The sequence below is a fragment of the Mycobacterium sp. E342 genome, assembly GCF_001667665.1.
Classification (GTDB): domain Bacteria; phylum Actinomycetota; class Actinomycetes; order Mycobacteriales; family Mycobacteriaceae; genus Mycobacterium.
Genome location: NZ_LZJM01000287.1, coordinates 79,113 through 105,452, shown reverse-complemented (window position 1 = coordinate 105,452; position 26,340 = coordinate 79,113). Strand labels below are relative to the sequence as shown.

Below are 26,340 nucleotides of genomic sequence, written 5' to 3'. Positions count from 1 at the left end.
GGTCGGGTACCCTCGAACAGTCCAAGGGAGGCGTGCCAGAGCGGCCGAATGGGGCTCACTGCTAATGAGTTGTCCCCCTCAAAGGGGACCGGAGGTTCAAATCCTCTCGCCTCCGCCAAGGAACACGACGCAAGACAACTGAACACGGGCGCCCGTAGCTCAACGGATAGAGCATCTGACTACGGATCAGAAGGTTAGGGGTTCGAATCCCTTCGGGCGCGCTCATCACCTGTATGACCTCCGTTGACGCTTGACATTTCATCTTCGGCTGATCCTTGACGACCGGAGTTCCTGAGCGCCGAAGCGGTCTAGTGAGACGCGCGGGGCCGACGTGTGAAGCTACCCCTGTTGTCGGAGCGACGTTGCAGCCGGCTGACGACGAAAATCTGTGCGGCCCAAAGCCTGCGCGGATCGCGTGCCACGTCTGCTAAGCGAATTGGCGCGTCGGGGTGCTCTTGAGGTATCGGCTTTGTAGGCGGTTGATGTGCGCCTGCGCTTCGGCGATGTCCCGGTGCAGGGCGGTCGCTTCGGCCCCAACGCCGCGGGCTTCCAGCCAGGTCAGTTGGCGCGTCATTTTGTCCAGCACCTCCCACAGAGCCCGGATCAGCTCGACGGCTTGGGCGGCATCGCTTTCACCCATCAGAAGATGGTTGCATCAATGGCCTGTTGTTGACAGGGCAATGGCCGATTTGGAACGCGGTATTTAACGGAACGTAGAGCGTGCTAGCTGATGCGTCGCAACGCATAACGCGAGAGCCGTTGACACCAGACGGCTGCGAATGCACCAGCCCCTATGGATCAAAAGGTTCGGGGTTCAAATCCGCTCGGGACAAAGGGAGAGGATCTAGCGACCCCCGAATGGTCCCCCGAACGGGCCCCGGCGCTGCGGGACGGTCACGGTCTGGGTGACGGTGCTGGTTTCGGTACTCGGCGAAGCCGTGACGGTGCTCGGCGTATCCGTTGTGGTGGGCGTGTCCGCGGAAGTCGGAGTGTCGGTGCTCGACGGCGGGGCGGTCTCGGTGACCGTCTCGGTCGGCACACCGCCGCCGCCTCCACCGCCTCCGTTGTGGTGCCGGGGCGGCTCCGTCGTCGTCGTGGTGGTGACGGTGGTGGACGAGGTGGTAGTGGTCGTCGCCGCCGGGGTGTGAGCGGACGAACCGGTGGCAAGCTTGACCACCGCGAAAGCCAGCGCGGCCAACACGATCACCCCGACCGCGCCTGCGGCGACCAGCGTGGCCGGACGGCGGTACCAGGGCGTCGGCGGCTCGGGTTCGGGCGTCGGCTCGTCGTAATACCCGCCATACCGGGCGGCCTGGGTGGGCTCGGAGTAGTAGTCGGCTTCTTCGGGGTAGGGCGGCACGAAGGGAGATGCTAGTGGATCAGGGCGCGCTCTCGATCAGGCCCAACGCGCGCTCGAAGAGGTGAACCGTGGCCGCGTGCAATTGGTCGCCGACCTCTTTCTCGGCCTTGCCCGCACAGGCCCGGGCGAGCGTGCCCTCGATGACGATGCCCAGCTTGAAGCAGGCCAGCACGGTGTACCAGGTGATGTCCGACAGGTCGCGGGTGGTGTTGGCGGCGTAGCGCTGGAAGAGCTCGTCGGTGCTGGCCAGCCCGTCCTGCCCGCCCAGGGCGTGGCTGAACACGCTGGACCCGTCGGGCTGGCGCCAGGTCGCCAGCAGCCAGCCCAGGTCCAGCAGCGGGTCCCCGATCGTGCACATCTCCCAGTCGACGATCGCGACAACGTCCGGGCCGGTGTTGGAGAACATCACGTTGGCGGCGTGGTAGTCGCCGTGCATGATCCCGGGTGTCCAGGTTGCCGGCCGGTGGCGTTGCAGCCAGGCCGACACCTCGTCGATCCCCGGGATCTGCGGGCCGGGGTAGCCCTCGTACTCGCTGTAGGAGTCCAGCTCGGACAGCCAGCGCGGGACCTGGCGTTCCAGGAAGCCCTCCGGCTTGCCGAAATCACCCAGACCGACGGCGACATGGTCGACGGCGCCCAGCTTGGCCAGCGCGTCGGCCATCGAAAGGCCCATGCCGTGCCGCACGCTGGGATCACCCGCATGCAACGGCGGCAGCCCCTCCCCGGCGTTGAATCCCTCGACCGGGTCCATCAGGTAGAAGACGGCGTCGCCCAGCACGCCGGGGTCCTCGCACGCGGCGATCAGGTGGGGGTGTGGCACGTCGGAGCCGGCCAGGGCGGCAAGGACTTTCGTTTCCCGCAGGATCACGCTGTTGCTCCGGGGACGCAGGTGCCGCGGTCCCCGGCGCAACACGTACGGCCGGCCGGCCCTGATGAACCGGATCATGACGTTCTGGGTTCCGCCGGTGACGGCGGTGACGTCCTCCAGCGGGCCTTCGCCGAGTCCCCGCTCGGACATCCAGGCCGCGACGGCGTCCAGGTTCACGGCATACACGTTCAGCCGATGCCGATCTCGTCCATGCCAGCGCTCCTTTGCTGCAACCCTGTGGGCCGTCTGGGAAAAAGCGTAGGCCACCACCGGGAGCAAGCTCCGGGCGGCGGAGCCTGGAACAATAGTGTGGGCAACTAACTGAATCTCGCGCCTGGAAGGAACTGGCGATGCCGCGTACCGACAACGATTCCTGGGACATCACCCAAAGCGTGGGAGCCACCGCACTTGGCGTCGCGGCGGCGCGGGCCGCCGAGACGGAGAGCGAGAACCCGCTCATCAACGACCCGTTCGCGCGCGTGTTCGTGGACGCGGCCGGCGAAGGCATGTGGAGCATCTATGCCGATCCCGCGCTGCTGGCCAAGGCGATGGAGCTCGAGCCCGACGTCCGCACGCGCATCCAGCTGATGATCGACTTCATGGCCACGCGGACAGCCTTTTTCGACGAGTTCTTTCTGGGCGCGGCCGACTCCGGCGTACGACAGGTGGTGATCCTGGCCGCCGGCCTGGACGCGCGCACCTGGCGGCTGCCGTGGCCCGACGGCACGGTCGTCTACGAGCTCGATCAGCCCAAGGTCCTGGAGTTCAAATCCACCACGCTGCGCAACCACGGCGCGCAACCTAGGGCGCGGCTGGTGAACGTGCCCATCGACCTGCGCCAGGACTGGCCGAAGGCGTTGCAGGACGCGGGGTTTGACGCGTCGCAGCCCGCCGCCTGGTCGGCTGAGGGCCTGGTGCGTTATCTGCCGGCGCAGGGCCAGGACCTGTTGTTCGAGCGCGTCCATTCGCTCAGCGCCGACGGCAGCTGGCTGGCCTCCAACGTGCCGGGTGCCGGGTTCACCGACCCCGACCTGGTCCAGCGCCAGCGTGAGGACATGCGGCGCATGCGGGCCGCGGCGGCCAAGCTGGTCGATGCCGAGATCACCGACTTCGACGACCTCTGGTATGCCGAAGAGCGCACTCCGGTCGACGCCTGGTTGCGGGAGCGTGGCTGGGACGTCGCCACGGCGACATTCGCCGAGTTGATGGGTCGTTACGGTCGCAGCGTTCCGCAGGACGCCGCGACCGCGATGCCGCCCACCCTGTATGTTTCCGCGCAGCGGCGTTAGCTAGCGCGTCAAACCACTTCGATTCGCTCCCCGGGCTCCGCTGGCGCACTGCCGAATTCACTCGCGACGAATGTTTAGACATAAGTCGAACGGGTAACTATGGTGCACGAGAAATTTTTCTCGACCACATTGGAGGTCACCATGCGTGGCAGCGGAATCATCGGCACCATTGCCCTGGTATGGCTGCTCATCGGGGTGTTCGCGGCATGGCAACGCGACTACTTCAAAGGTGACTCGACCAGCTGTGTCACGGCGGGAAACATTGCGTTGACCGTCATTGCGGGGCCTTTGAATTACGGGGGCGTCAACCCGAAAGTCAAGGACTGTCATGTTCCGCAGCCCAGTTCAATGCCTGGTGTTCTACTGCCCCTCAACTAAAGGAGTCGTCATGATTGTCTTGGGCGTAGTCCTGCTTATTCTCGGGTTTGTATTCAGCATCCCATTGCTGTGGGAAATCGGTGTCGTGGTCTTGGTCATCGGCGCCGTGTTGTGGATCATGGGCTCGATCGGTCGTCCAGTCGCCGGCCGGCGCTATTGGTATTAGCCACCACGCCGGAAAACGGGATCGCGCGACTGCCCGGCAGTCGCGCGATTCCGTTCACAGGTGACGCAAAGCTTGGCCATAGCGGCGGCTCAGCGCGCTGCGCATACTGGAACCTGTGACACAGCCCCGAGCCTCCGTCGAGCGGGTTGTCATGTGCCGCGCGGACGGCAATCCGATCAACGTGTTGGTCGTGGACGACGAGTCCGTCCTGGCCGAGATGGTGTCCATGGCGTTGCGGTACGAGGGGTGGAACATCGCCACCGCCGGCGACGGGGCTTCGGCCATCGCCGCCGCCCGGGCCCAGCGCCCCGACGTGGTCGTCCTCGATGTGATGCTGCCCGACATGAGCGGGCTCGACGTCCTTCACAAGCTGCGTGAAGAGAACCCGCAGCTTCCGGTGCTGCTGCTGACGGCCAAGGATGCGGTGGAAGACCGCATCGCCGGGCTGACCGCGGGCGGCGACGACTACGTCACCAAACCGTTCAGCATCGAAGAGGTGGTGCTGCGGCTGCGCGCGCTGCTGCGGCGCACCGGGGTGACCACGGTGGACAGCGGCGCCCAGCTGGTCGTCGGCGACCTGGTGCTCGACGAGGACAGCCACGAGGTCACCCGGGCCGGCGAGCCGATCGCGTTGACCTCCACCGAGTTCGAGCTGCTGCGGTTCATGATGCGCAACTCCAAGCGGGTGCTGAGCAAGGCCCAGATCCTCGACCGGGTGTGGAGCTATGACTTCGGCGGCCGGTCCAACATCGTCGAGCTCTACATCTCCTATCTGCGCAAGAAGATCGACAACGGTCGCGACCCCATGATCCACACGCTGCGTGGCGCGGGTTATGTCCTCAAGCCGGCCCGCTAGGAGCGATCGCAAGCGCGGCGAAGCCGGGCGAAGCGGGTCGCGACCGTGGGGTAGGAGCGATCGCAAGCGCGGCGAAGCCGGGCGAAGCGGGTCGCGACCGTTGGTCAGTGCGCGGCGCGCCTGGTCACTGCGGCTGCGGCTGCTGGTCGGGCAGATCGTCGTGCTGGCCATCGTGTGCGTCGGCATCACCGCTGCGACCGAACTGGCGCTCAACCACCACCTGGTGAAGCAGCTCGACGGGCAACTCGCCGGCACGTCGTTCCGCTCGGCGCTGATGTATCCCGAACCGAACCGCCCGGGATGGCGCCACGAGCACTCCTTCTATCCGCGGCCGGGTCCCGGCCCGCGATTCCTCGACGCCCCCGGTCAGCCGGCGGGGATGGTGGCCGCGGTCGTCAATCACGGCAAGACCGTCGACGCGGGCTACCTGACGAGCAGCGGCACCCGCGCCGCGTTGACCTCCACGGCCCAGAACCAACTCGAACAGGTCGCCGACAGTCGCGCACCGGTCACCGTGGACCTGGATGGCCTCGGCCGATACCGGGTGGTCGCCGCTCCGAGCCGGAACGGGGGCGACACGATCGTCACCGGCCTGTCGATGTCCAACGTCGACGCCACCCTGATCCGGATGTTGATCATCTTCGGGATCGTCACCGTGATCGCCCTGGCGGCCGCGACGATCGCCGGTGTCGTCATCATCCGCCGGGCTCTTGCACCGCTGCGCCGGGTCGCGCAGACGGCGAGCAAGGTGGCCGACCTGCCGCTGGACCGCGGTGAGGTCGAGCTGCCGGTCCGGGTGCGCGAATCGGACGCCAATCCCTCCACCGAGGTGGGCCAACTCGGGTCGGCCCTCAACCGGATGCTGGACCACATCGCGTCCGCCCTGTCGGCGCGGCAGGCCAGCGAGACCCGAGTCCGTCAATTCGTCGCCGACGCCAGCCACGAACTGCGCACGCCCCTGGCCGCTATCCGCGGCTACACCGAACTCACCCAACGCATGGGTGACGACCGCGATGCGGTGGCGCACGCGATGAGCCGGGTGGCCTCCGAGACGGAACGGATGACGCGGCTCGTCGAGGACCTGCTGCTGCTCGCCCGCCTTGACTCCGGCCGGCCGCTGGAACGCGAACCGGTCGACTTGTCGCGGGTGGCCGTCGACGCGGTCAACGACGCGCATGTCGCCGGCCCGGACCATCAGTGGGAACTCGACCTGCCGGAGGAACCCGTGATCGTCACCGGTGACGCGGCCCGGCTCCACCAGGTGCTGGCCAACCTGCTCGCCAACGCCCGATTGCACACCGGCGCGGGCACGGTCGTGACGACTCGGCTGAGCACCGAGCCGGAACACACCGTGCTGCGGGTGATCGACAACGGGCCCGGCATCCCGGCGGCGCTGCAATCGGAGGTGTTCGAGCGGTTCGCCCGCGGCGATACCTCTCGTTCCCGCAAGGGCGGCAGTACCGGGCTGGGGCTGGCGATCGTGTCCGCGGTCGTCAAGGCCCACAACGGGACCATCGCGGTGAACAGCTCACCCGGCCACACCGAGTTCACGGTGCGGTTGCCGCTCAACGGGTGGCAACCGCCCGCGACCTCGACTAGCTAGAGCAGGTGACGTCGATTTCGAACGGCTTGTTCACGGGTTGCATGGGGTTGGCCATGTCGACCCCGGTGGCCGTTCCGGTGATCTTGTAGCTGTTGCCGTTCTTCTCGGCGGAGGCGTTGCCCTGGCCGGTTCCGGACGTGTACCCGAGGGTCACACCGTTGACATTGCCCAGGCCAACGGATTTCACCTGCGGCGGGTTGGCGTCGGTGAGCACGGCGGCGATGCCGGTGGCTGCGCCACCGATCGCGATGTTGACGGTGCCGCCCGCGGACGTGCACACGACCGAGCCGCTCACGTTCTGGTCCTTGCCGTCGATGAGGACCTTGGTTCCGCTGGCAGCGCCCGCCGAGGTGTTCACGGCTGAGCTGGTGCCCGAACCGCCCGAACCCTGCTTGTTGCTCGAACAGCCGGAAATTCCGGCGGCCAGAATTGCCGCTCCAGCCACCGCGACCGTCAGTCCACGCTTCACGTGATCTCCTTTGCCCGAAAGTTGCGACCCTCGGCATTGAGGGCCGTCTGGGGCAGTATGCGGGTTAACTGGACCGAACATCTAGCATTCGGGGGAATTGTTTCTGTGGCCGTTGATCACTGGACAGGATGCGGTGGATCGGCTTCGCGGAATGGCGCGTTGGTGGCACTGTATTGGCGTGGAGCGCACACCCCCCACCGCGGTCATCGAGGCGGCGCACCGCGCGCACGCGCTGCCACTGGATGACGACGCGGACTTTCACAGCGCCGATCGCGGGTTCATCGCCGCGCTGTCCCCGTGCGTCATCAAGGCGGCCGACGGCCGGGTGGTGTGGGACAACGACGCCTACTCCTTCCTCGGCGGCCCCGCTCCGACATCGGTGCACCCGAGCTTGTGGCGGCAGTCGACGCTGGCCGCCAAACAAGGCCTCTACGAAGTGGTTCCCGGCATCTACCAGGTCCGTGGCCTCGACATCTCGAACGTCACGTTCGTCGAGACCGACACCGGCGTCATCGTCATCGACCCGTTGGTGTCCACCGAGGTCGCGGCGGCGGCGCTGGCGTTGTATCGCGCCCACCGCGGCGGCGAGCGTCCCGTCGTCGCGGTGATCTACACCCACAGCCACGTCGACCACTTCGGCGGCGTGCTGGGCGTCACCACACAGGCGGACGTGGACGCCGGCGCGGTGGCCGTGCTGGCGCCGGAAGGCTTTGCCGAGCACGCCGTCCGGGAGAACGTCTACGCCGGGCCGGCCATGACGCGGCGGGCGACCTACATGTATGGCACGCTGCTGCCCCGTGGGCCGATGGACCAGGTCGGTTGCGGGCTGGGCCAGGCTACGTCGACCGGCGAGGTGGCGATCATCGTCCCCACCGTCGACGTCCGCGAGACCGGCGAGAGGCACACCATCGACGGCGTGGAGATCGAGTTCCAGATGGCGCCCGGCACCGAGGCGCCCGCCGAAATGCATTTCTACTTCCCGCGTTTCCGCGCGTTGTGCATGGCCGAGAACGCCACCCACAATCTGCACAACCTGCTGACGCTGCGCGGCGCCCTGGTGCGCGACCCGCACGCTTGGTCCGGTTACCTCACCGAGGCGATCGACACCTTCGCCGACCGCACCGACGTGGTGTTCGCGTCGCACCACTGGCCCACCTGGGGCAGGGAGAACATCGTCGAATTTCTTTCGCTGCAGCGCGACCTCTATGCCTACCTGCACGACCAGACGCTGCGGCTGCTCAACCGCGGCTACACCGGGGTCGAGATCGCGGAGTTGTTCCAGATGCCGCCGGCGCTCGAGCGTGCCTGGCACACCCACGGGTATTACGGCTCGGTCAGCCATAACGTGAAGGCCGTCTACCAGCGCTACATGGGCTGGTTCGACGGCAACCCGGCCAGGCTGTGGCCGCACCCGCCGGAGGCCCTCGCTCCCCGCTATGTCGAGGCGATGGGCGGGATCGACCGGGTTGTTCAGCTGGCCCGGACGGCGTTCGACTCCGGCGACTTCCGCTGGGCGGCAACCCTGCTCGACCATGCCGTCTTCACCGACAGCGGTCATGCCGACGCGCGTGCGTTGTACGCCGACACGCTCGAGCAGCTAGCCTACGGCGCCGAGAACGCGACGTGGCGCAACTTCTTCCTCAGCGGCGCAACGGAATTGCGGGACGGAAACTTCGGCACGGCGGCTCAGGTCGCGTCGCCCACGATGCTGTCGCAGCTGACCCCCGAGCAGATCTTCGACAGCCTCGCCATCCGGGTCGACGGGCCGCGCAGCTGGGATCTCGACATCGCCATCGACATCGCCTTCACCGATCTGGCCGCCAACTACCGGCTCACCCTGCGCAACGGGGTGCTCGTCCACCGCAAGACGGCGGCCGAACCGGCGACGGCAACCGTCACGGTCAACCTGGACAACAAGTCTCGACTGCTCACGGCGGTGCTGGGTGACTTCGCCTCACCCGGGCTACAGGTATCCGGTGACCAGGCGGCGCTGCGGGCCCTCCTGGGTGCGCTGGACCAGCCCGACCCGGGCTTCAACATCGTCACGCCGTGACGTCGAGATCGCCCTGAGGGCTGCTTGGGCCCTGGATTTCACGACCATGGCGGCGATCTCGGCGCCAGACCGCGTCATACGTCGATGACGATCTTGCCCAACACCTTGCGGTCGGCCACGTGCCGCAGCGCGGCGGCGGTCTCGGACAGCGGGAATCGCGCACCGATGTACGGGCGGACTGTGCCGGCGGCGAACATCTCCGACAATTCCCGCATGTCACGGACGGCCTCGTCGGGATGGTCGTTCATGAAGGTGCGGATCTCCATGCCGCGCACGCAGATGTCCTTGAGCAGAACGAGATTGAGCGGGATCGCCGGTATGGACCCAGCGGCGTAGCCCAGAGTGACGAAGGTGCCGCCGCGCGCCAGTGCGCGCAGCGCCGGCTCGGCGTACGGTCCGCCGACGGGATCGATGACCACTCGGGCGGCATCGCCGGTGAGCTCGCGGATACGCGCCTTCAAGTCCTCCCGGTCGTAGTCGACCGTCGCCTCGGCACCGCGTCGCAGGCACAGGTCGAGCTTTTCGGGGCTCGAAGCCGCGGCCAGCACCCGGGCCTTCATGGCGACGGCCAGGTCGACCGCGGCCAGCCCCACACCGCCCGCGGCGCCCAGCACGACGACCCAATCCCCTTCTGCCACCGCGGCGGTCGAGCGCAGCGCGTGATACGCGGTGCGGTACGTCACGCCGAAGGCCGCGGCCGACGCGAAGTCCGCGTCGTCGGGGATGAGCGTCGCCTGGCTCGCGTCCAGCAGTGCGCGTTCGGCGAACGCCCCGAAGGTGGTTCCGGACACTCGCTGCCCCGGCTCGAACGGCGCGCCCTCGCCAGTGGCGATCACCTCGCCGGCGATCTCGTTGCCCGGTATGAACGGCGGCGGGATCTTGACCTGGTACTTACCGGCGATGAACAGGAGGTCGGGGAAATTCACGGCGGCGGCGTGCACGCGCACCAGCAGCTGCCCCGCGGCCGGGACCGGCTCGTCGACGTCCTCGAGAACCAGGTCTTCCGGTGTGCCATAGGAACGGCAGACCACCGCGCGCATCAGCTGACCCCCAGACCGCGCAGGCAGAATCCGACCAGGTGCGCGATGTCGTCGGACCCGGGCCGGTCGGCCGACCCCACGTATCGCCGCATGGTCGCGGCCGTGCAACTGAACACCACCTCGACGTCACGCTCGACGTCGCTGCTGCCCAGCGCCGCAACGGGTTCGACGAGCAGGTCGCGCAGCGGCCGCATCATCTCCTGATCGACCGTCGGCCAATTGGTGCGGGGGGACATCTGGCCCGCCGCCGCCCGGCTCATGCTGATCAGGTGCGGGTCGGCGACCTGCGCCAGGGTGCCCTCGATCCAGCGCGCGACCCGCTCGCGCGGCTCGGTCTCCTTGGCCATCTGGTGCTCGAGGTAGGACACCACGATGCCGACGCCGCGCTCCATGACGGCCAGGATGAGATCGTCCTTGCCGGCGAAATAGCGGTAGAACGCCTTGTTCGACGTGCCGGCCTCGGCGACGATGTCGCTGACCCGCGGTGGTTCCGGCGCGACCCGCTCCATGACACGCACCGCGGCGGCCAGGATGCGCTCCACCTCCTCGGTGGCCTCCCGCTGGCGGTCGTCGAGCGCCCGCTCGACCGCCGCGATCACCCTGGTGCTCACGGCGAATCGGGAAGCGCTGGAACCCGGTCGATGAGGTCGCCGTACTTGGTGCGCGCGGCCTCCCGGCGGATATCAAGCAGCTCACTGGGCCACTCGGGGTCCTCGGCCTCGTATCCCTTGAGCAGCAGCCGGGCCAGGTTGACCTTATGGGCCTCGGTCGGCCCGTCGGCCAGGCCGAGCGCCACGCCGCCGAGCAGCACGTTGACCAGCGGCAGCTGGTCGGTGGTGCCCAGTGCGCCGTGCACCTGGATCGCGCGCAGCCCAATCGATTTGAGCACTTGGGACGCCAGGATCTTGCAGGCGCCGATCTCGGCGCGGGCAGCGTGCTCGCCGGCGGTGTCGATCAGCCACGCCGCGTGCAGCACCGCCAGCCGGAACGGCATCAACTCGGTGTACGAGTCGGCGACGAACGCCTGCACCAGCTGCTTGTCGGCCAGCGAACTACCTTGAGTGAAACGGCTTTTCGCGCGTCGTGCCATCATCTCCACCGCACGTTGGGCCACCCCGATCGACCGCATCGCGTGGTGCAGCCGCCCACCGGCCAGCCGGGTCTGCAGAATCATGAAGCCCTGGCCGGGTTCACCCAGCAGCGCGTCCGACGGCACGCGCACCCCGTCGTAGTGCACCAACGAATGTCCCGGTTCGTGCGGCAGCGCCCCGACCAGATGATGGGTGGCCTCGATGGTCAGGCCTTCGGTACCCGCCGGCACCAAGAACGTCGACGCGCCGCGGTGGACCGGCACGTCGGGGTCGGTGATCGCGACGACGATGAAGAACGAGGCCACGGAGGCGTTGGAGGAGAAGTACTTTCGTCCGGTGATCACCCAGTCGTCGCCGTCGCGGAAGGCGCGGGTTCGAAACACCCGCGGATCGGCGCCGCCCTGCGGTTCGGTCATGGAAAAGCAGGAGAAGATCTCCCCGGACAACAGCCCGGCGAGGTAGCGGTCCTTCTGCTGCTGCGTTCCGAAGCGGGCGATGATCTCCGCGTTCCCGGTGTCGGGCGCCTGCGTGCCGAACACGATCGGCGCCCACGGGCTGCGGCCCAGGATTTCGTTGATCAACGTCAGCTTGACCGCGCCGAAGCCCTGCCCGCCGAGTTCGGGGCCCAGGTGCGGTGCCCACAACCCGTGGTCGCGCACCTGCCGTTTGAGCGGATCGACGATGCGGCGGCGCTCGTCGTTCAGCGGCAGGAACTCGCAACCCGGGAACAGCACTTCGAGGGGTTCCACCTCGTGGCGGACGAAGTCGCGGACCCAGTCGAGCTTCTGCTGGAATTCCGGTTCGGTGGAGAAGTCCCAGGACATTCGAATGCTCCTACTCGTTCATTGGTCCGCGGTCGTCGGTGGCGACGCACCGACGTCAGGGAATTCCGCCGTCGGCGCGCAGGATCGAACCGGTGGTGAAACTGGACGCGTCGGATGCCAAAAACAATGCCGCTCCGACGATTTCGGTCGGTTCCCCGGCGCGCTGCAGCGCCAGGTGCCCGAACGGCTTGCTCTGGGCCGCCTCGAGGTTCCACGCCTTGCTCACGTCGGTGAGAAACGGCCCGGCCATCAGCGTGTTGACGCGCACGGACGGCCCGTACGCCTTCGCCAGTGCCTCGGTCATCGCGTTGAGCCCGGCCTTGGCGGCGGCGTAGGGGACGATGTCGGGCGTGGGGCGCAGCGACCCTGCCGTGCTCACGTTGATGATGGATCCTCGCCCGGCCGCGACCATTCGCTCGCCCACCAAGGCCGACAACCGGAATGGGCCCTTGAGGTTGAGGTTGACCACAGCGTCGAACAACTTCTCGGTGACGTCGGTCAGCTTGTCGTACAGCGGTGACATGCCGGCGTTGTTGATCAGCGTGTCCACCTTGCCGAACCGGTCATAGGTCGCCTCGACCAACCCGTCGAGCTGGTCCCAGCGGCCGACGTGCACCTGATACGGCAGGGCGGAGCGCCCGGTTTCGGCCTCGATCTCCTTGGCGGTGGCCACGCAGTTGTCGATGTTGCGGCTGGCGATCACGACGTCGGCGCCGCAGCGTGCCGCTGCGAACGCCATTTCGCGGCCCAGCCCGCGGCTGCCGCCGGTGACCAGCACGACCCGGTCGGTGAGATCGAAAAGCTGGTCGGCGTAACCCATTTCAGCGGCCTCCGGAGGGCAAAGAGCGGGCGAGCTCGGCCGCCGTCGCGATCAGCTGCGGGATCATCGTCCCGAAGGCGTCTTGGACCTTGGGTTCAACCTTCCCGGTGCGCACTCCCGCAGCGTAGGTCTTTTCCAGCACGATGCCGAGCTTCCAATTCGCCAGCACCAGGTAGTAGTCGATGTTCTCGGTGGAGAGCCCGCTGTCCGTCTCGTAATGCCGGAGTAATTCGCTCCGGCTGGGCATGCCCCTCATGTCCAGATAGAACCCGTCGGCGCGCGGCTCTTCGCCGTCGTAGCCCAGCAGGCACCACGCCAAATCCAGCAGCGGATCGCCGACCGTCGTCATCTCCCAGTCCACGATCGCGGCCAGCCGCGCCGGCGCGCCGTGGGCGAACATCACGTTGGCGAATTGGTAGTCGCCGTGCATGATGCCGGGCCGGTAGTGCGCCGGCCGGTTGTTTCGCAGCCAGTCCGCGGCCACGTCCAGGCCGGGCAGCTCGCGCACCTTGTAGGTCTCGAGGAACGCCAGCCAGCGATCCACCTGCCGGTCGTGGAATCCGTCCGGGCGGCCGAAACCCTCGAGACCTTGGGCGCGCCAATCCACCCGGCCCAGCTTGGCGGCGCCCTCGACGAGTTCGAAGGCCAGTCCGCGGCGGGCGTTCAGGTCGGTGTCGAACGGCGGTTGCCATCCGCCGTCCATCGGGCTCCACCCGTCGATGGCCTGCATGACGTAGAACGGCATGCCGAGCACGGCACCGGTGTCGTCGGCGGCGATCAGGGCGGCGTGCGGGACGTCGGTGCCGGACAACGCTCGCACCAGCCGGATCTCGCGCAGCAGGCCGTCGATGCGCGCGGCGTCGGCGCGGGCGCCGGGCATTCGCAGCACCATCCGCTCACCGCCGCGGTCGAGCCGGTAGAGGGTGTTCTGCGAACCGCCCTTCAGCTGCTCCAGCCTCGGTTGCTCGCCGCTTCCCGGCGCGTCGTTCGCGTCCAGCCAACGCGCGAGAACGCCCGCGTCCAATTGGGCCTGGCCTACCGTCGTCATCCGCACACCCCGCTCTCTGCGCGGAGAATAGCATTCTCCCGCGGAGGCGCGGGGCTTTCGGATCAGTCCGGCTTGTCGCGGTGAGCAGAAACCCCGGTGCCCTGAAGTGGCCGTCGCCGCGCCCCCATTTGGCGCGGGGCCGGTCGGCGTGCTTTGAATGAACACGTCGCGCTCAGCACAGACAGGAACAAACACATGCAACTGCTTCTGGTCCGGCACGCGCTGCCCCTGCGCAGCGAACACGGTGAGGGCTCCGATCCCGACCTGTCGGACGAGGGATTCGCCCAGATCGAGCGGCTACCCAAGGCGCTGGACCGGTTTCCTATTTCCCGGGTGGTGAGCAGCCCCCAGCGGCGTGCCATCCAGACCGCCGAGCCGGTCGCGGCGGCACGGGAACTCACGGTCGAGATCGACGACCGATTTGCCGAATACGACCGTGACCTTCCGCTCTACATCCCCGTCGAGCAGATCCGCGAGGAGATGCCCGAGGAGTGGGCGCGCCTGGCCCAGGGTCACCTGCCGAGCGCGGTAGACGAGGACGCCTTCCTGGCGCGGGTGCGCGCGGCCGTCGACGACCTCGTCGCCGCCGCCGATCCCGAGGACACCGTCGCGGTGTTCAGCCACGGCGGGGTGATCAACGTTCTGTTGCACCAGATCCTGGGGACGTCGCGGCTGTTGTCGTTTCCGGTCGACTACGCCTCGATCACCCGGCTGCTGTTCTCGCGGTCCGGTCAGGCGACGGTCGCGGGGGTCAATGCGGTCGAGCACGTGTGGGACCTGCTGCCACGAAATCAGCGGTGGTGAGCGGGACCGCCCTGTGGCGGTGGTAAACAAGTCCGGTGACTTCAGCTGACCAACTCGAAGGGCTCGACCTGGCCTCGCTGGACTCCTACCTGCGTTCGCTGGGCATCGGACGCGAGGGCGAGTTGCGCGCGGAGTTCATCTCCGGTGGCCGGTCCAATCTGACGTTCCGGGTCTACGACGACGCGACCAGTTGGCTGGTGCGGCGCCCGCCGCTGCACGGGCTGACCCCGTCGGCGCACGACATGGCGCGCGAGTACCGGGTGGTCGCCGCCCTGTGGGACACACCCGTCCCCGTGGCGCGCGCGATCGCGCTGTGCGAGGACGAATCCGTGCTGGGTGCGCCGTTCCAGATCGTCGAATTCGTCGCCGGTCAGGTGGTGCGCCGCCGCGCCCAGCTCGAAGCCTTCAGCCACACCGTCATCGAGGGTTGCGTCGACTCGCTGATCCGGGTCCTCGTCGACCTGCACAACGTCGACCCCGCGGCCGTGGGCCTGGCGGATTTCGGCAAGCCCAGCGGGTACCTGGAGCGCCAGGTGCGGCGGTGGGGCTCGCAGTGGGCGTTGGTGCGGCTGCCCGACGACCGCCGTGACGCCGACGTCGAGCGCCTGCATGCCGGTCTGCAGGAAGCCATTCCCCAACAGAGCCGCACGTCGATCGTGCACGGCGACTACCGGATCGACAACACCATCCTGGACACCGACGACCCGACGAAGGTGCGCGCCGTCGTCGACTGGGAGCTGTCCACCCTCGGTGACCCGCTGTCCGACGCGGCGCTGATGTGCGTGTACCGCGACCCCGCGCTGGACCTGATCGTCAACGCCCAGGCCGCGTGGACGTCGCCGCTGCTGCCGACCGCCGACGAGTTGGCCGACCGGTATTCACTCGTGGCCGGGCTGCCGCTGGCGCATTGGGAGTTCTACATGGCGCTGGCCTACTTCAAGCTCGCGATCATCGCCGCGGGCATCGACTTCCGCAGACGGATGTCGGACCAGGCGCGCGGGCTGGACACCGACCACACACCGGAGGTCGTGGCGCCGCTGATCTCCCGCGGGCTGGCGGAGCTGGCCAAGCTACCCCGCTGAGGCGCGCCCGCGGCGCGCTAACCCTTGCGCGAGGCTGCGTGGTGCTTCTTCGCCGCCCGCCGTAGCTGAAGGATCCGCGCGGTGCCGACGGCCACCGTGATCAGCCCGCCCACCACGGCCGCCAGCAGGATGGCCACCCCCAGCGGCAGTCTCCAGTGCCAGCCCAAGAACGTAAAGGGCGTCTCCACCGTGTTCTGAGTGATGAAGATCAGCAACAGAATCAGGATCAGGAAGCCGCCGATCAGGGACGACCACAGCGCACCGGCGCGGGTGAACCCGATCGCCGGTTCCCTGGGCGCCTTGCCCGGTTCGGGCGCCGCGGCGGGCTTGGCGGGCGGCTGGCTGGGCGAGGCAGGGGTGTGGCTGCTCATGGTGTCATCTTTGTCCCATCGGGCAAAGAATGAAACCAAACCGCGCAACCGGGCCGCCTGGTCCCGGCGCCCGCGCGGTTCTGCCGTTAGTGTCGGCGGTATGAGGATGCCGTCGCGCGTGCACCGCGCGATGATCCAAGCGACGGTCTGGCTCACGGCGATCTGCGTCCTATCGGCGTGCAGCAGCTCCGACCCGCTGGGCGGCGCCGTCCGCAGCCCCAAATCGATCGTCGTGGGGTCCGGCGACTTCCCGGAATCACACATCATCGCCGAGATCTATGCACAAGCGTTGCAGGCCAACGGATTCGAGGTGGGCCGACGGATGGGGATCGGCAGCCGGGAGACCTATATCCCCGCGCTCAAAGACCATTCGATCGACCTGGTGCCCGAGTACATCGGCAACCTGCTGCTCTACTTCGCGCCCGACTCGACGGCGACCGTACTGGACGCCGTCGAGTTGGAGCTCGACCACAAACTTCCGGGGGATCTGGCGATCCTGACACCCTCGCCGGCCTCCGACACCGACACCGTGACCGTGACCGGCGGGACGGCTAATGCCTGGAAGCTGAAGACAATCGCCGACTTGGCGGGCTATTCGGCGGACGTGAGGTTCGGCGCACCCTCGGCGTTCGCGACGCGGCCGGCCGGCCTGCCGGGGTTGCGGCAGAAGTACGGGCTCGACATCAGCCCCGCCGACTTCGTCGCGATCGACGACGGCGGCGGCGCGGTAACGGTGCGCGCCCTGGTGGAGGGAAGGGTCAACGCCGCAAACGTTTTCACCACGTCACCGGCCATCCCGCAGAACCATTTGGTGGTGCTCGAAGACCCCGCGCACAACTTCTTGGCCGGCAACATCGTGCCGCTGGTCAACTCGCAGAAGAAGTCGGACCGGCTCAAGGAGGTGCTGGACGCCGTGTCGGCGAGGCTGACCACCGCGGGGGTGGCCGGACTCAACGCCGCGGTGGCGGGAAACTCCGGCGTCGACCCAGACCAGGCCGCGCGGAAATGGCTGCGGGACAACGGCTTCAATCATCCGGTCGGGCAATGATCGTCTTCGACGACGTCAGCAAGGCCTTCGCCGACGGGACCACCGCGGTGGACCGGTTGAGCCTGACCATTCCGACTGGGAAGTTGACCGTCTTCGTCGGTTCGTCGGGCAGCGGCAAGACCACGGCGCTGCGCATGATCAACCGCATGATCGAGCCGACGTCCGGCGCCATCACCGTCGACGGGGTGGACGTGTCCAGCCTCGACCCGGTGCGGCTGCGCCTCGGTATCGGCTACGTCATCCAGCACGCCGGACTGATGCCGCACCTTCGGGTGATCGACAACGTCGCAACGGTTCCGGTGCTCAAGGGCCAGTCCCGGCGGTCGGCCCGCGCCGCCGCCTATGGGGTGCTCGAACGAGTCGGGTTGGACGCCAAGCTCGCCGGCCGCTACCCGGCGCAGCTATCCGGCGGTGAGCAACAACGCGTCGGCGTGGCGCGCGCACTGGCGGCCGACCCGCCCATCCTGTTGATGGACGAGCCGTTCTCGGCCGTCGACCCCGTCGTGCGGCTCGATCTGCAGAACGAAATCCTGCGCCTGCAAAGCGAATTGCAAAAGACGATCGTCTTCGTCACCCACGACATCGACGAGGCGCTCAAGCTCGCCGACAAGGTCGCGGTGTTCCGGGCCGGGTCGCTGCAGCAGTACGACGACCCCGCGCGGCTGTTGTCGCGCCCGGCCAACGATTTCGTGGCGAGGTTCATCGGCCTGGGCCGCGGCTACCGATGGTTGCAACTCATCGATGCCGCCGGCCTGCCGCTACACGACGTGCAACGCATCCGCGCCGACGACCTGCCCAATGTGTGCCCGGCAAGCGGCTGGGCGGTGGTGGTGGACGGCGCCGGCGCGCCGCTGGGCTGGATCGACACCGAAGGGCTGCGCCGTCATCGCGGGGGAGCCTCGTTGTCCGACAGCATGAGCGGCATCGGCTCGCTGTTTCGTCCCCGCGGAAATCTCAGCCAGGCGCTGGACGCGGCGCTCTCGTCGCCGTCGGGGATGGGCGTCGCCGTCGACGACGGCGGCCGGGTCATCGGCGGTGTGCTGGCCGGCGACGTGCTGGACGCGGTGGAAGCCCGACGGCGGGACTGAGCGATGCACTACCTGCTCACCCACCTCAACGACGCCTGGGCGCTGACTCTCGTCCATCTGCGGCTGTCGCTGGTGCCGGTGCTCATCGGGTTAGCGGTGGCCGTCCCACTGGGCGCGGCGGTGCAGCGCGCGCCGGTTGCGCGCCGGCTGACGACGGCGACCGCCAGCGTCGTGTTCACCATCCCGTCGCTGGCGCTGTTCGTGGTCTTGCCGATGATCATCGGGACCCGGATCCTCGACGAGGCCAATGTGATGGTCGCGCTGACCGCCTACACCGCGGCGTTGCTGGTGCGGGCGGTGCTCGAGGCGCTGGACGCGGTGCCGGCCCCGGTGCGCGACGCCGCCACCGCGGTCGGCTACTCGCCGATCATCCGGATGCTGAAAGTCGAACTACCGCTGTCTATTCCGGTCCTGGTGGCCGGGTTGCGGGTGGTGGTGGTCACCAACATCGCGATGGTCTCGGTCGGTTCGGTGATTGGCATCGGCGGCCTGGGGGCCTGGTTCACCGAGGGTTACCAGACCGACAAGAGCGACCAGATCCTCGCGGGCATCATCGCGCTCTTCGCGCTGGCGATCGTCATCGACGCGTTGATCGTGGTGGCCGGCCGGCTGGTCACACCGTGGGAGCGCGCCGGGCGCACCCCGCGACGACGGCCGGTGGTGGCCCCGATCGTGGGTGGCGCGCGATGAACTTCGTGCAGCGCGCCGTCACCTACCTGTTGACCGCCGACAACTGGACGGGCCCGGTCGGACTGGCGGCGCGTGTCCTCGAGCATCTCGAGTACACGGCAATCGCGGTGGGCGCCTCGGCCCTGATCGCCGTTCCCGCTGGGCTGATCATCGGACACACCGGCCGCGGCACCTTGCTGGTGGTCGGCGCGGTCAACGGTCTTCGCGCACTGCCGACCCTGGGCGTGCTGCTGCTCGGAACGCTGCTGTTCGGGCTGGGCCTGGGGCCGCCGCTGGTCGCCCTGATGCTGCTGGGTGTCCCGGCGCTGCTGGCCGGCACGTATGCGGGAATCGCCAACGTCGACCCGACCGTGGTCGACGCCGGCCGCGCGATGGGAATGACGGAGGCCCAGGTGCTCTGGGTGGAGGCGCGCAACGCGATGCCGTTGATCCTGGGCGGGTTGCGCAGCGCGACGCTGCAGGTGGTCGCCACCGCGACGGTCGCGGCCTACGCCAGTCTCGGCGGGCTGGGCAGATACCTGATCGACGGAATCAAGGAGCGCGAGTTTCACCTCGCCCTGGTCGGCGCCTTGATGGTGGCCGTGTTGGCGTTGGCGCTCGACGGGCTGCTGGCGTTGGCGGTGTGGGCGTCGGTGCCCGGCGGCGACCGCCTGCGCAAGACCGCCGGCAACCGCGAGCGCCGGGCAGGTACGCCACGGCTGGGGGGACGATTTACGGTAGGTGAGTGAACACAGATTCCTCGGATTCGACTCGGCGGGTATGGCAGGCGATGCTCACCTGGCGTGCACAGGACGTATCGCGGATGGAATCGGTACGAATTCAGGTGTCCGGCAAGAGAATCAAGGCCAACGGCCGCATCGTGGCGGCCGCAACGGCAACCAATCCGGCGTTCGGGGCGTACTACGACCTGCAGACCGATGAGACCGGCGCCACCAAGCGGCTCGGCATGACCGTCACGCTGGCCGAGCGGGAACGTGTGATCTCCATCGCCCGTGACGAAGAGAACATGTGGCTGGTGACGGATCATCAGGGCGAGCGCCGCGCGGGCTACAACGGCGCCCTGGACTGCGACGTGGTGTTCAGCCCGTTCTTCAACGCGTTGCCCATCCGCAGGCTCGGCCTCCACGAACGGGCGGACTCGGTCACGTTGCCGGTGGTCTATGTCAATCTGCCTGACATGTCCATCACCGCGGACCTGGTGAGCTACACCAGCTCGGGCGGTCTCGACGGCATCAAGCTGCGCTCCCCGGTCGCCGACACCGTCGTGAGCGTCGACGAAGAGGGGTTCATCGTCGACTATCCAGGCTTGGCAGAGCGGATCTGATCACCCCGCCCGCCCGGCCGGCGGCGGCCAACTCCTCGCGCCAGTTGTCGGCGCCGATGAGGACGTGGAAGATCTCGGAACGCGGGAAGCTGTCGTAGCGCGTCCGGGCGGCGTGCCCGGCCTCGACGAGTTCGGCCACCGATTTGTGCCCGACCAGTGAGTCGCGGGCCCGGCTCAGTAGCTCGATGACCCGGTCGGCGGCCGGCACCAGCTGGTCGGCGTTGCCCTCGCACATCGCGCGCACCAGGTCCGGGGCGGTGGCGGCCACCCTGGTGCCGTCGCGGAACGATCCGGCGGCCAGCGCGAAGGCCAGCGGGACGTCCCCCGCGATGATCGCCAGCGCCTCGGCGAGCAGGTGCGGCAGGTGCGAGATGGCGGCCGCCGCGGCGTCGTGATCGTCGGACTTGGCCGGCACCACCACCGCGCCGCAATCGAGCGCCAGCGTCATCACCATCGACCACACCACCGGGTCGACGTGGTCGTCCACGCTGATCACCCACGGCGCCCTGGTGAACAGGGCGGGGTTGCCCGCGGCCCAACCCGAATGAGCGGTGCCGGTCATCGGGTGTCCGCCGACGAACCGTTGCCGCAGGCCGGCGGCGACGACCTCGTCGAGCACCGCCCGTTTGACGCTGGTGACGTCGGTCAACGGGCAGTTCGGGGCCAGTTCGCCGATGTGGGCGAGCATGCCGGCCAGCGCCGGCATGGGCACCGCCAGCACGATCAGCGCGCCGGTGTCGGCGGCGCGGGTCAGCATGGCGGTCAGGTCGGTGCTGGCGTCGAAACCGTCGGCGGTGGCCCCGTGTGCACCCTCCACCGACCGGTTGTAGCCGAACACCTCCCGGCCCGCGGCTCTGGCGGCCCGCATGATCGAGCCGCCGATCAGCCCCAGCCCGAGCACGCACACGGGTGGTCGAGAAACAGGGCTAGCCACAGACCAAGGTTGGCACAATCCGGCGGCGCGGTGCGGTCAGACGTTGCCGCGTTTCGCTCCATCTGGTCAGGGGGCATCGTCTGCGACTACCGTAAGCGGCCATGGGAGCACAACGGGCCTCAGCCCAAGGCCTGTCTGCCGATACGCCGGACGGTTTCGGCGTAGCGGTCGTGCGCGAAGAGGGTCAGTGGCGGTGTTCCCCGATGGCCCGCAAATCGCTGACGAGCCTGAAGGCCGCCGAGACGGAGCTGCGGGAACTGCGCAGCTCCGGCGCCGTGTTCGGGCTGCTCGACGTGGATGACGAGTTCTTCGTGATCGTGCGCCCGGCGCCGTCCGGGACGCGGTTGCTGCTGTCGGACGCCACCGCGGCATTGGACTACGACATCGCCGCCGAAGTGCTGGACAAACTTGACGCCGACATCGACCCCGAGGACCTGGAGGAATCGGACCCCTTCGAGGAGGGGGACCTGGGGCTGCTGTCCGATATCGGCCTGCCCGAGGCGGTGCTGGGCGTCATCCTCGACGAGGCCGACCTGTACGCGGACGAGCAGCTCGGCCGCATCGCCCGGGAGATGGGCTTCGCCGACCAGTTGTCGGCCGTGATCGACCGCATCGGTCGGTGATCGCAAGCGCTGGCGGTGGGGGCACCCCCGCTTGCGGGGGACCGGGCGCGGCGGGTCGCCGCCATCAAGCCCCGTCGGTGATCGGCGACGAAGACCTGATCCGTGCCGCGTTGTCGGCCGCGGCGACGGCGGGTCCCCGCGACGTGCCCATCGGTGCGGTGGTCGTCGGCGCCGACGGAACCGAACTGGCCCGCGCGGTCAATGCCCGGGAAGCCCTGGGCGATCCCACGGCGCACGCCGAGATCCTGGCGCTGCGCGCGGCCGCCGGCGTGCTCGGCGACGGCTGGCGGCTGGAGGGCGCCACGCTGGCCGTCACCGTCGAACCGTGCACCATGTGCGCCGGCGCGCTGGTCCTGGCCCGCATCGGCCGGCTTGTGTTCGGCGCGTGGGAACCGAAGACCGGAGCGGTCGGATCCTTATGGGACGTGGTCCGCGATCGGCGGCTCAACCATCGGCCGGAAGTGCGCGGCGGCGTGCTCGCCGAAGAGTGCGCCGCACCGCTGGAGGCCTTCTTCGCTCGCCAGCGATTGGGGTGAGTGGCCGGTGGTCAGATAAGCTGCTCGGCGGTGGCGTGTCCGAGCGGCCTAAGGAGCACGCCTCGAAAGCGTGTGACGGCTAACACCGTCCGAGGGTTCAAATCCCTCCGCCACCGCCAAACGCCCCAAACCGCGTCCAGCAACTCGGGCTGCGGTCCGCGGTTCCCACCGCGGCCGGGCGTTCTCCGCACGGAGACCGCCTCACGGCTTGACGAAGCAGTACATCCGGTATTCCGTGGGTCCCCCAGTTCGGAAGCCCTGGTACGTATTCCACACGAATCGGTAGCCGCGGGTTACGGCAAAGCTGTGCGCGAAGGCGGGCACAAGTGCATTGACCGCCGCCATCCACCACTGTGAATTGTTCTCCATCCCGCGCATGACCTCTGAATTGATCACCCGCTGCGAGACGATCCGCATCGGGGCGTCGGCTAATTGTGCCTCCCAGGTGGCAAGCCCCTCGGTGAGACGGAAATCGGCATAGAGAAAATGCCCGCCCGCGCGCAGCACACGCACTACCTCGCAGAGGAAGCGGGGAAATTGCGCGTAAAGGTGCGAGGATTCGATATTGATCACCGCGTCGAACGATTCGTCCGGGAAAGGCAGGTTCTCGGCGTCGCCTTCGACGAACTTCAGGCCGGCGAGACGGTGTCTTTCCCGGCAGAAGGCGATACCGGCCGAGTTCAAGTCCAGCCCGGTGTATGAGGCAGGGCGCAGGGTTCTCATGAGGTATGAGCTCCCACCGCCGTGGCCGCAACCCACCTCGAGGACGTGCTTACCGCTGAGATCCACCTGCGTCGCCGTGCGGTGATAAAGCTGAATGAAATACCGGTTCGGCTCGTCGGAGGGCGAAAGCGGAATGCCCATCGGTGGATCTTCCTCGTAGCCGTAGTTGAGGAACAACACGTCTTTGACGGACAGCTTGCGGGTTAAGTAGCGGTAGAAGAATTTCTGATAGAAATACTCGTGGATATACTTCGCATACTTCAGATTGACCGTGTCCAGGAGCCTGCGACGAAAGCCGCGCTGTTGACCCTGCAGCGCCATCGGCGGAGCATAGCAAACGCCGGCACGGTTTTGATCACATTCGAGGCGGCCGACATAATCCGGATTGTCCGCGCGCTTGGCGACCGTTCTTCGTTGTGAGTGCGCCGATTTCCTTCTGATCCTCGGCATGCTTGGTCGAAGGTGGATAGCATTGCCCTACGGAGAACTGCCAGGCGCGCGGCAAGAGGCCACATGACGAAGAACATCGCGATCGTCGCCCTCTTCTGGTGTTGCAGTGCGCTCGTCGCGACTCCGGGCACCGTCGCTGGATTCGTCGCCTACGCAGACGATCCGGGCACCGTGCTGTACAACGGCGTCAACGGACTTCGTCAGCCATGCGCGCCACTCAGCGACGACCCGCGGTTGCGGGCGGCGGCGCAGCGGCACGCCGACGATATGCTGCGCACCGGTCTAAGCGGCCATATCGGTTCCGATGGTTCTTCGCCGCGGACGCGCATCGCAGATGCCGGCTACAGCAGGACCCCCGCCACGGGGGAGATCGTCTATTGGGGCACCGGATCAGCGGCGAATCCGACCCAGGCCCTCGACTCGTGGATGCAAAGCCCTCCACACCGGGGAATCATCGTGAACTGCGCTTTCACGGCGGCCGGCTTCGCCACCGCCTGGGACGGCAACAAGATGACCGTGGTGGGCGACTTCGCGGCTCCGTAAGTGCCGCGGACGGCCGGGGCGATTCGACCGCGTTCTCGAGCCGGTGCCGAATCTCTAGGCCTGAGTTCCGGCCAGCTTTCGGGTCGTCAGTGCTTCGCTGTCCCTGAAGGGTCGGCCGTCGGGCCCGAGCAGGTCGTGGAACCAGACCTTGGGGATCGTCGTGTACGGGTGGTCCCACGATTCCCAGGGAAAGTAGGTCTGCGTCTTCCCGGCGACCAGACCCCAGTTGATGGCACCGACGTTGTGGCGCTTGGCCACCGGCAGAATTCCCTCGACCGTGCTGCCCCGCGGCCGCGCCATGTACTCCGTGCACAGGATCGGCCTGCCCAGCGGGGTGAGCTCGCCGATCCGGGACTCGAAGCCCGCTGGGTCGGCATAGGAATGGAATGTGATCACGTCGGCGTTGGCCAGCTGAATGTCGCTGATCGCGCTGCGGCCCTGGGGCTGTCCCCAGTCGCCGCGCCACACGCCACTGGTGAGCGGCTGGCTGGGGTCCACCGCGCGCGCCCATCGGAACACCTGTGGGAGCAGGTTTCCGACAAGTTGTTCCTTGTCGGTGCGCTCGGCGTTGCGGTACTGGCGCGCCGGGTTGTCGGGCTCGTTCCACAGGTCCCAGCCCAGGATGCGGTCGTCGTTGCGGAACTGCGTCAGCACCCCGGTGACGTAGTCGCGCATGACGCCGGCGTAGCGGGGGTCGCCAAGGCGTTCGGCGCCCGGGCTCTGCACCCAGCCGGAGTTGTGCACGCCGGGCGTCGGCGCGCGCTGTCGGCCCGCCCGGGGCGCCGGGTCCCAGCACGAGTCGAAGAACACGAACAGCGGTTTGATGCGGTGGCGCGCGGCGATGTCGACGAACTGCGCGAGCCGCGCCTGGAAGCCCCGCTGGTCCTGGGCCCACAGCTGATCGTGCAGGAACACCCGCGCGGTGTTGTGCCCGTAGAACCTGGCCCAGCCGAGCTCGGTGTCGATCCGCCGCGGGTCGTAGGTGTCGGCCTGGAACATCTCGAGCTGGTTGATGGCGTTGGAGGTGATGAAGTTCGACCCGACGAGGAAGCCCTGCGCCTGGTACCAGCGGTTGGCCCGGTCGGCGGGCCAGCGGCCCGGCTCCTCCGCGGAGGCGCGGGGGGCTCGCGCCAGCGCGGTACCTGCTGCCAGCAGAAGTGGCAGCTTGAGGGCCATTCTTCGGTGCACGATGTGACGATAAATTTTCCCGGCGATTTCCCCGGGATTTGCTCAGCGCGTCGCGCCGGCTTGAGGTGGGAATTGTTATCGCCCCGTCACCCGGAGCCGTCCGTGGGGCCGGGCAAACCTACCTAAAGAAAGTTTTGTAGACACGAACAGTTGCCTATTGCTACTATCGCCCCACGACATCATCCGGTGTGTTGAGGAGTAGTCCCGTGCAGGCACTGTCATTCGATCCGGCCGCCGCGAACATCGGGTCCGACGTCGTCCGCGGTGCGACGCAGGGGCTGCAGGCCGGTATGGCCGCGGCCCCGTCGACCACGGCCGTGGTGCCCGCCGGGGCCGACGAGGTGTCGGCACAGGCCGCCGTCGCGTTCGCCGCGGAGGCCACCGCCTTTCTGGCGCTGCACACCGCCGCGCAACAAGAGCTGGCCCGCACGGGCACCGCGATCGTCGACATCGCCCGCATGTACACGGAGGTCGACGCTGCCGCGGCCGGCAGCGTGCTCGGCACCCGCCTGCTGACCGCCTACCGGATGGCGGGATAGCGACCGGCCCGGGCCCGGAGAAATTTGCCGGACGGGGACGGCAAAGTTACTTCAAACTTCACCCGACCGAGCGCGATACTGAATCCGTGCGCGAGCGAAACGTGTTAGGCGGTCCACTGGAACCGTGCGGCACGGAGCCACTGACCGGGTACTACCGCGACGGCTGTTGCTCGACGGGGCCCGAGGACCTCGGCCGGCACACGATCTGCGCGGTCATGACGGCCGAATTCCTGGAGCACCAGCGTTCCATCGGCAACGACTTGCTGACACCGGTTCCCGAATACCGGTTCCCCGGACTGCTGCCCGGTGACCGTTGGTGTGTCACGGCGCTGAATTGGCTTCGGGCGCATCAGGATGGCTGCGCCGCGCCGGTGGTGTTGGCCTCCACGCACGAGCGCACCCTCGAGGTGGTGCCGCTGGAGGCGTTGCAGGAACACAAGGTCGACGTGCCCGACGACTTGGCGAACCTGTAGGGAACCACACCGGATCGACGTCTAGCGTCTGTGTCATATTTGCCGTCGACGACACGTCG

The 26,340-nt window shown here is 67.9% G+C and carries 31 protein-coding genes and 3 tRNA genes; 21 read left to right on the top strand and 13 right to left on the bottom strand.

The genetic code is table 11. From position 1 onward, the window contains the following. The first annotated feature begins 26 nt into the window (after positions 1–26). Together A5692_RS23840 and A5692_RS23835 are read left to right on the top strand one after the other, a co-directional pair. A tRNA-Ser gene (locus A5692_RS23840) sits at positions 27–118 on the top strand. 30 nt (positions 119–148) lie between these two features. Next, positions 149–221 (top strand) — tRNA-Arg (locus tag A5692_RS23835). Positions 222–427: 206 nt separating this feature from the next. On the opposite strand, the gene A5692_RS23830 is transcribed toward A5692_RS23835, so the two are convergent. The 3 genes from A5692_RS23830 to A5692_RS23820 all read right to left on the bottom strand — a co-directional run bounded on the left by A5692_RS23830 (position 428) and on the right by A5692_RS23820 (position 2,378). After that, positions 428–640, bottom strand: a complete 213-nt coding sequence (locus A5692_RS23830) for a hypothetical protein (protein WP_068060780.1) — start codon at positions 638–640, stop codon at positions 428–430. Positions 641–844: 204 nt separating this feature from the next. After that, positions 845–1,360, bottom strand: a complete 516-nt coding sequence (locus A5692_RS23825) for a hypothetical protein (RefSeq protein WP_068060772.1) — start codon at positions 1,358–1,360, stop codon at positions 845–847. 19 nt (positions 1,361–1,379) lie between these two features. Beyond that, positions 1,380–2,378, bottom strand: coding sequence for a phosphotransferase family protein (locus A5692_RS23820; protein WP_231984441.1), 999 nt, complete (start codon positions 2,376–2,378; stop codon positions 1,380–1,382). A 200-nt stretch (positions 2,379–2,578) separates the two neighbouring features. On the opposite strand from A5692_RS23820, the gene A5692_RS23815 reads away from it, so the two are divergent. The 5 genes from A5692_RS23815 (at position 2,579) to A5692_RS23800 (ending at position 6,520) form a co-directional block, all read left to right on the top strand. Next, positions 2,579–3,517, top strand: coding sequence for a class I SAM-dependent methyltransferase (locus A5692_RS23815; RefSeq protein ID WP_068060765.1), 939 nt, complete (start codon positions 2,579–2,581; stop codon positions 3,515–3,517). Between the two features lie 129 nt (positions 3,518–3,646). Beyond that, positions 3,647–3,895 carry a hypothetical protein gene (locus tag A5692_RS23810; protein WP_068060927.1) on the top strand — a complete coding sequence of 83 codons (249 nt, stop codon included), beginning with the start codon at positions 3,647–3,649 and terminating at the stop codon, positions 3,893–3,895. 10 nt (positions 3,896–3,905) lie between these two features. Continuing rightward, a complete protein-coding gene (locus A5692_RS29575) occupies positions 3,906–4,061 on the top strand; it encodes a DUF6131 family protein (RefSeq protein WP_197514551.1) in 156 nt (51 codons plus the stop codon). A 151-nt stretch (positions 4,062–4,212) separates the two neighbouring features. Further along, positions 4,213–4,917 carry a response regulator transcription factor gene (locus A5692_RS23805; RefSeq protein WP_068060762.1) on the top strand — a complete coding sequence of 235 codons (705 nt, stop codon included), beginning with the start codon at positions 4,213–4,215 and terminating at the stop codon, positions 4,915–4,917. Between the two features lie 100 nt (positions 4,918–5,017). Next, positions 5,018–6,520, top strand: coding sequence for a cell wall metabolism sensor histidine kinase WalK (locus A5692_RS23800; RefSeq protein WP_197514550.1), 1,503 nt, complete (start codon positions 5,018–5,020; stop codon positions 6,518–6,520). Here A5692_RS23800 and A5692_RS23795 read toward each other — a convergent pair. Then, positions 6,513–6,989, bottom strand: a complete 477-nt coding sequence (locus tag A5692_RS23795) for a lipoprotein LpqH (protein WP_068060759.1) — start codon at positions 6,987–6,989, stop codon at positions 6,513–6,515. The genes A5692_RS23800 and A5692_RS23795 overlap by 8 nt on opposite strands. 178 nt (positions 6,990–7,167) lie before the next feature. Between A5692_RS23795 and A5692_RS23790 the strand changes: the two genes are divergently transcribed. After that, positions 7,168–9,042 carry an alkyl/aryl-sulfatase gene (locus A5692_RS23790; RefSeq protein WP_369830321.1) on the top strand — a complete coding sequence of 625 codons (1,875 nt, stop codon included), beginning with the start codon at positions 7,168–7,170 and terminating at the stop codon, positions 9,040–9,042. Between the two features lie 74 nt (positions 9,043–9,116). Here A5692_RS23790 and A5692_RS23785 read toward each other — a convergent pair whose 3' ends face one another. The 5 genes from A5692_RS23785 to A5692_RS23765 are packed head-to-tail and all read right to left on the bottom strand — an operon-like array spanning position 9,117 to position 13,865. Beyond that, complete coding sequence (locus tag A5692_RS23785) at positions 9,117–10,082, bottom strand: NADPH:quinone oxidoreductase family protein (protein ID WP_068060750.1); 966 nt, start codon at positions 10,080–10,082, stop codon at positions 9,117–9,119. Beyond that, the gene (locus A5692_RS23780; protein ID WP_068060748.1) at positions 10,082–10,693 is read right to left on the bottom strand and encodes a TetR/AcrR family transcriptional regulator; all 612 of its coding nucleotides are present in this window, start codon (positions 10,691–10,693) and stop codon (positions 10,082–10,084) included. Before A5692_RS23780 ends, A5692_RS23785 begins: the two co-directional genes overlap by 1 nt. Continuing rightward, entirely contained in the window at positions 10,690–11,997 is a 1,308-nt protein-coding gene (locus tag A5692_RS23775; RefSeq protein ID WP_068060745.1) for an acyl-CoA dehydrogenase family protein, read from the bottom strand. Before A5692_RS23775 ends, A5692_RS23780 begins: the two co-directional genes overlap by 4 nt. 55 nt (positions 11,998–12,052) lie before the next feature. Beyond that, complete coding sequence (locus tag A5692_RS23770) at positions 12,053–12,817, bottom strand: SDR family NAD(P)-dependent oxidoreductase (protein WP_068060741.1); 765 nt, start codon at positions 12,815–12,817, stop codon at positions 12,053–12,055. 1 nt (position 12,818) lies between these two features. Further along, positions 12,819–13,865, bottom strand: a complete 1,047-nt coding sequence (locus tag A5692_RS23765; RefSeq protein WP_068060739.1) for a phosphotransferase family protein — start codon at positions 13,863–13,865, stop codon at positions 12,819–12,821. Positions 13,866–14,060: 195 nt separating this feature from the next. On the opposite strand from A5692_RS23765, the gene A5692_RS23760 reads away from it, so the two are divergent. Together A5692_RS23760 and A5692_RS23755 are read left to right on the top strand one after the other, a co-directional pair. Next, positions 14,061–14,669: a histidine phosphatase family protein gene (locus A5692_RS23760; protein WP_068060736.1), complete on the top strand. Its 609-nt coding sequence runs from the start codon at positions 14,061–14,063 to the stop codon at positions 14,667–14,669. A 35-nt stretch (positions 14,670–14,704) separates the two neighbouring features. Further along, positions 14,705–15,751, top strand: a complete 1,047-nt coding sequence (locus A5692_RS23755) for a phosphotransferase family protein (RefSeq protein WP_068060734.1) — start codon at positions 14,705–14,707, stop codon at positions 15,749–15,751. A gap of 17 nt (positions 15,752–15,768) precedes the next feature. On the opposite strand, the gene A5692_RS23750 is transcribed toward A5692_RS23755, so the two are convergent. Continuing rightward, positions 15,769–16,122, bottom strand: coding sequence for a lipopolysaccharide assembly LapA domain-containing protein (locus A5692_RS23750; RefSeq protein WP_067920270.1), 354 nt, complete (start codon positions 16,120–16,122; stop codon positions 15,769–15,771). A gap of 100 nt (positions 16,123–16,222) precedes the next feature. On the opposite strand from A5692_RS23750, the gene A5692_RS23745 reads away from it, so the two are divergent. Genes A5692_RS23745 through A5692_RS23725 form a run of 5 tightly spaced genes read left to right on the top strand, consistent with a single transcriptional unit; the run spans position 16,223 to position 20,272 of the window. Next, a complete protein-coding gene (locus tag A5692_RS23745; protein WP_068060731.1) occupies positions 16,223–17,170 on the top strand; it encodes an ABC transporter substrate-binding protein in 948 nt (315 codons plus the stop codon). Next, a complete protein-coding gene (locus tag A5692_RS23740) occupies positions 17,167–18,258 on the top strand; it encodes an ABC transporter ATP-binding protein (protein WP_068060727.1) in 1,092 nt (363 codons plus the stop codon). The genes A5692_RS23745 and A5692_RS23740 overlap by 4 nt, the downstream gene beginning before the upstream one ends. 3 nt (positions 18,259–18,261) lie before the next feature. Beyond that, positions 18,262–18,948 carry an ABC transporter permease gene (locus tag A5692_RS23735; RefSeq protein WP_068060725.1) on the top strand — a complete coding sequence of 229 codons (687 nt, stop codon included), beginning with the start codon at positions 18,262–18,264 and terminating at the stop codon, positions 18,946–18,948. Continuing rightward, a complete protein-coding gene (locus tag A5692_RS23730) occupies positions 18,945–19,676 on the top strand; it encodes an ABC transporter permease (protein WP_068060720.1) in 732 nt (243 codons plus the stop codon). Before A5692_RS23735 ends, A5692_RS23730 begins: the two co-directional genes overlap by 4 nt. Beyond that, positions 19,673–20,272 (top strand): putative glycolipid-binding domain-containing protein, encoded by a 600-nt coding sequence (locus A5692_RS23725; protein ID WP_067920187.1) that lies wholly within the window; start codon positions 19,673–19,675, stop codon positions 20,270–20,272. Before A5692_RS23730 ends, A5692_RS23725 begins: the two co-directional genes overlap by 4 nt. Here the strand turns inward: A5692_RS23725 and A5692_RS23720 are convergent. Beyond that, positions 20,235–21,179, bottom strand: coding sequence for a prephenate dehydrogenase (locus tag A5692_RS23720; RefSeq protein WP_082963039.1), 945 nt, complete (start codon positions 21,177–21,179; stop codon positions 20,235–20,237). The genes A5692_RS23725 and A5692_RS23720 overlap by 38 nt on opposite strands. Before the next feature lie 128 nt (positions 21,180–21,307). Here A5692_RS23720 and A5692_RS23715 point away from each other — a divergent pair, with 128 nt between their 5' ends. From A5692_RS23715 to A5692_RS23705, 3 genes are all read left to right on the top strand, one after another. Next, complete coding sequence (locus A5692_RS23715; RefSeq protein WP_067920185.1) at positions 21,308–21,829, top strand: tRNA adenosine deaminase-associated protein; 522 nt, start codon at positions 21,308–21,310, stop codon at positions 21,827–21,829. A gap of 77 nt (positions 21,830–21,906) precedes the next feature. Further along, complete coding sequence (locus A5692_RS23710) at positions 21,907–22,365, top strand: nucleoside deaminase (protein WP_068060717.1); 459 nt, start codon at positions 21,907–21,909, stop codon at positions 22,363–22,365. A gap of 29 nt (positions 22,366–22,394) precedes the next feature. Continuing rightward, positions 22,395–22,484: transfer RNA gene (locus tag A5692_RS23705), tRNA-Ser, on the top strand. A gap of 82 nt (positions 22,485–22,566) precedes the next feature. Here the strand turns inward: A5692_RS23705 and mtf2 are convergent. Then, positions 22,567–23,409, bottom strand: a complete 843-nt coding sequence (gene mtf2 / locus A5692_RS23700) for a fatty-acid O-methyltransferase Mtf2 (RefSeq protein WP_082963038.1) — start codon at positions 23,407–23,409, stop codon at positions 22,567–22,569. Positions 23,410–23,601: 192 nt separating this feature from the next. Between mtf2 and A5692_RS23695 the strand changes: the two genes are divergently transcribed. Beyond that, positions 23,602–24,081, top strand: coding sequence for a CAP domain-containing protein (locus A5692_RS23695; protein WP_197514549.1), 480 nt, complete (start codon positions 23,602–23,604; stop codon positions 24,079–24,081). A 54-nt stretch (positions 24,082–24,135) separates the two neighbouring features. Here A5692_RS23695 and A5692_RS23690 read toward each other — a convergent pair whose 3' ends face one another. Beyond that, positions 24,136–25,269 carry a 1,4-beta-xylanase gene (locus A5692_RS23690; RefSeq protein WP_068060716.1) on the bottom strand — a complete coding sequence of 378 codons (1,134 nt, stop codon included), beginning with the start codon at positions 25,267–25,269 and terminating at the stop codon, positions 24,136–24,138. A 206-nt stretch (positions 25,270–25,475) separates the two neighbouring features. Between A5692_RS23690 and A5692_RS23685 the strand changes: the two genes are divergently transcribed. Beyond that, entirely contained in the window at positions 25,476–25,808 is a 333-nt protein-coding gene (locus A5692_RS23685) for a PE domain-containing protein (RefSeq protein WP_068060712.1), read from the top strand. 86 nt (positions 25,809–25,894) lie between these two features. Continuing rightward, entirely contained in the window at positions 25,895–26,281 is a 387-nt protein-coding gene (locus tag A5692_RS23680; RefSeq protein ID WP_067920174.1) for a DUF2237 family protein, read from the top strand. The last annotated feature ends 59 nt before the right edge of the window (positions 26,282–26,340 follow it).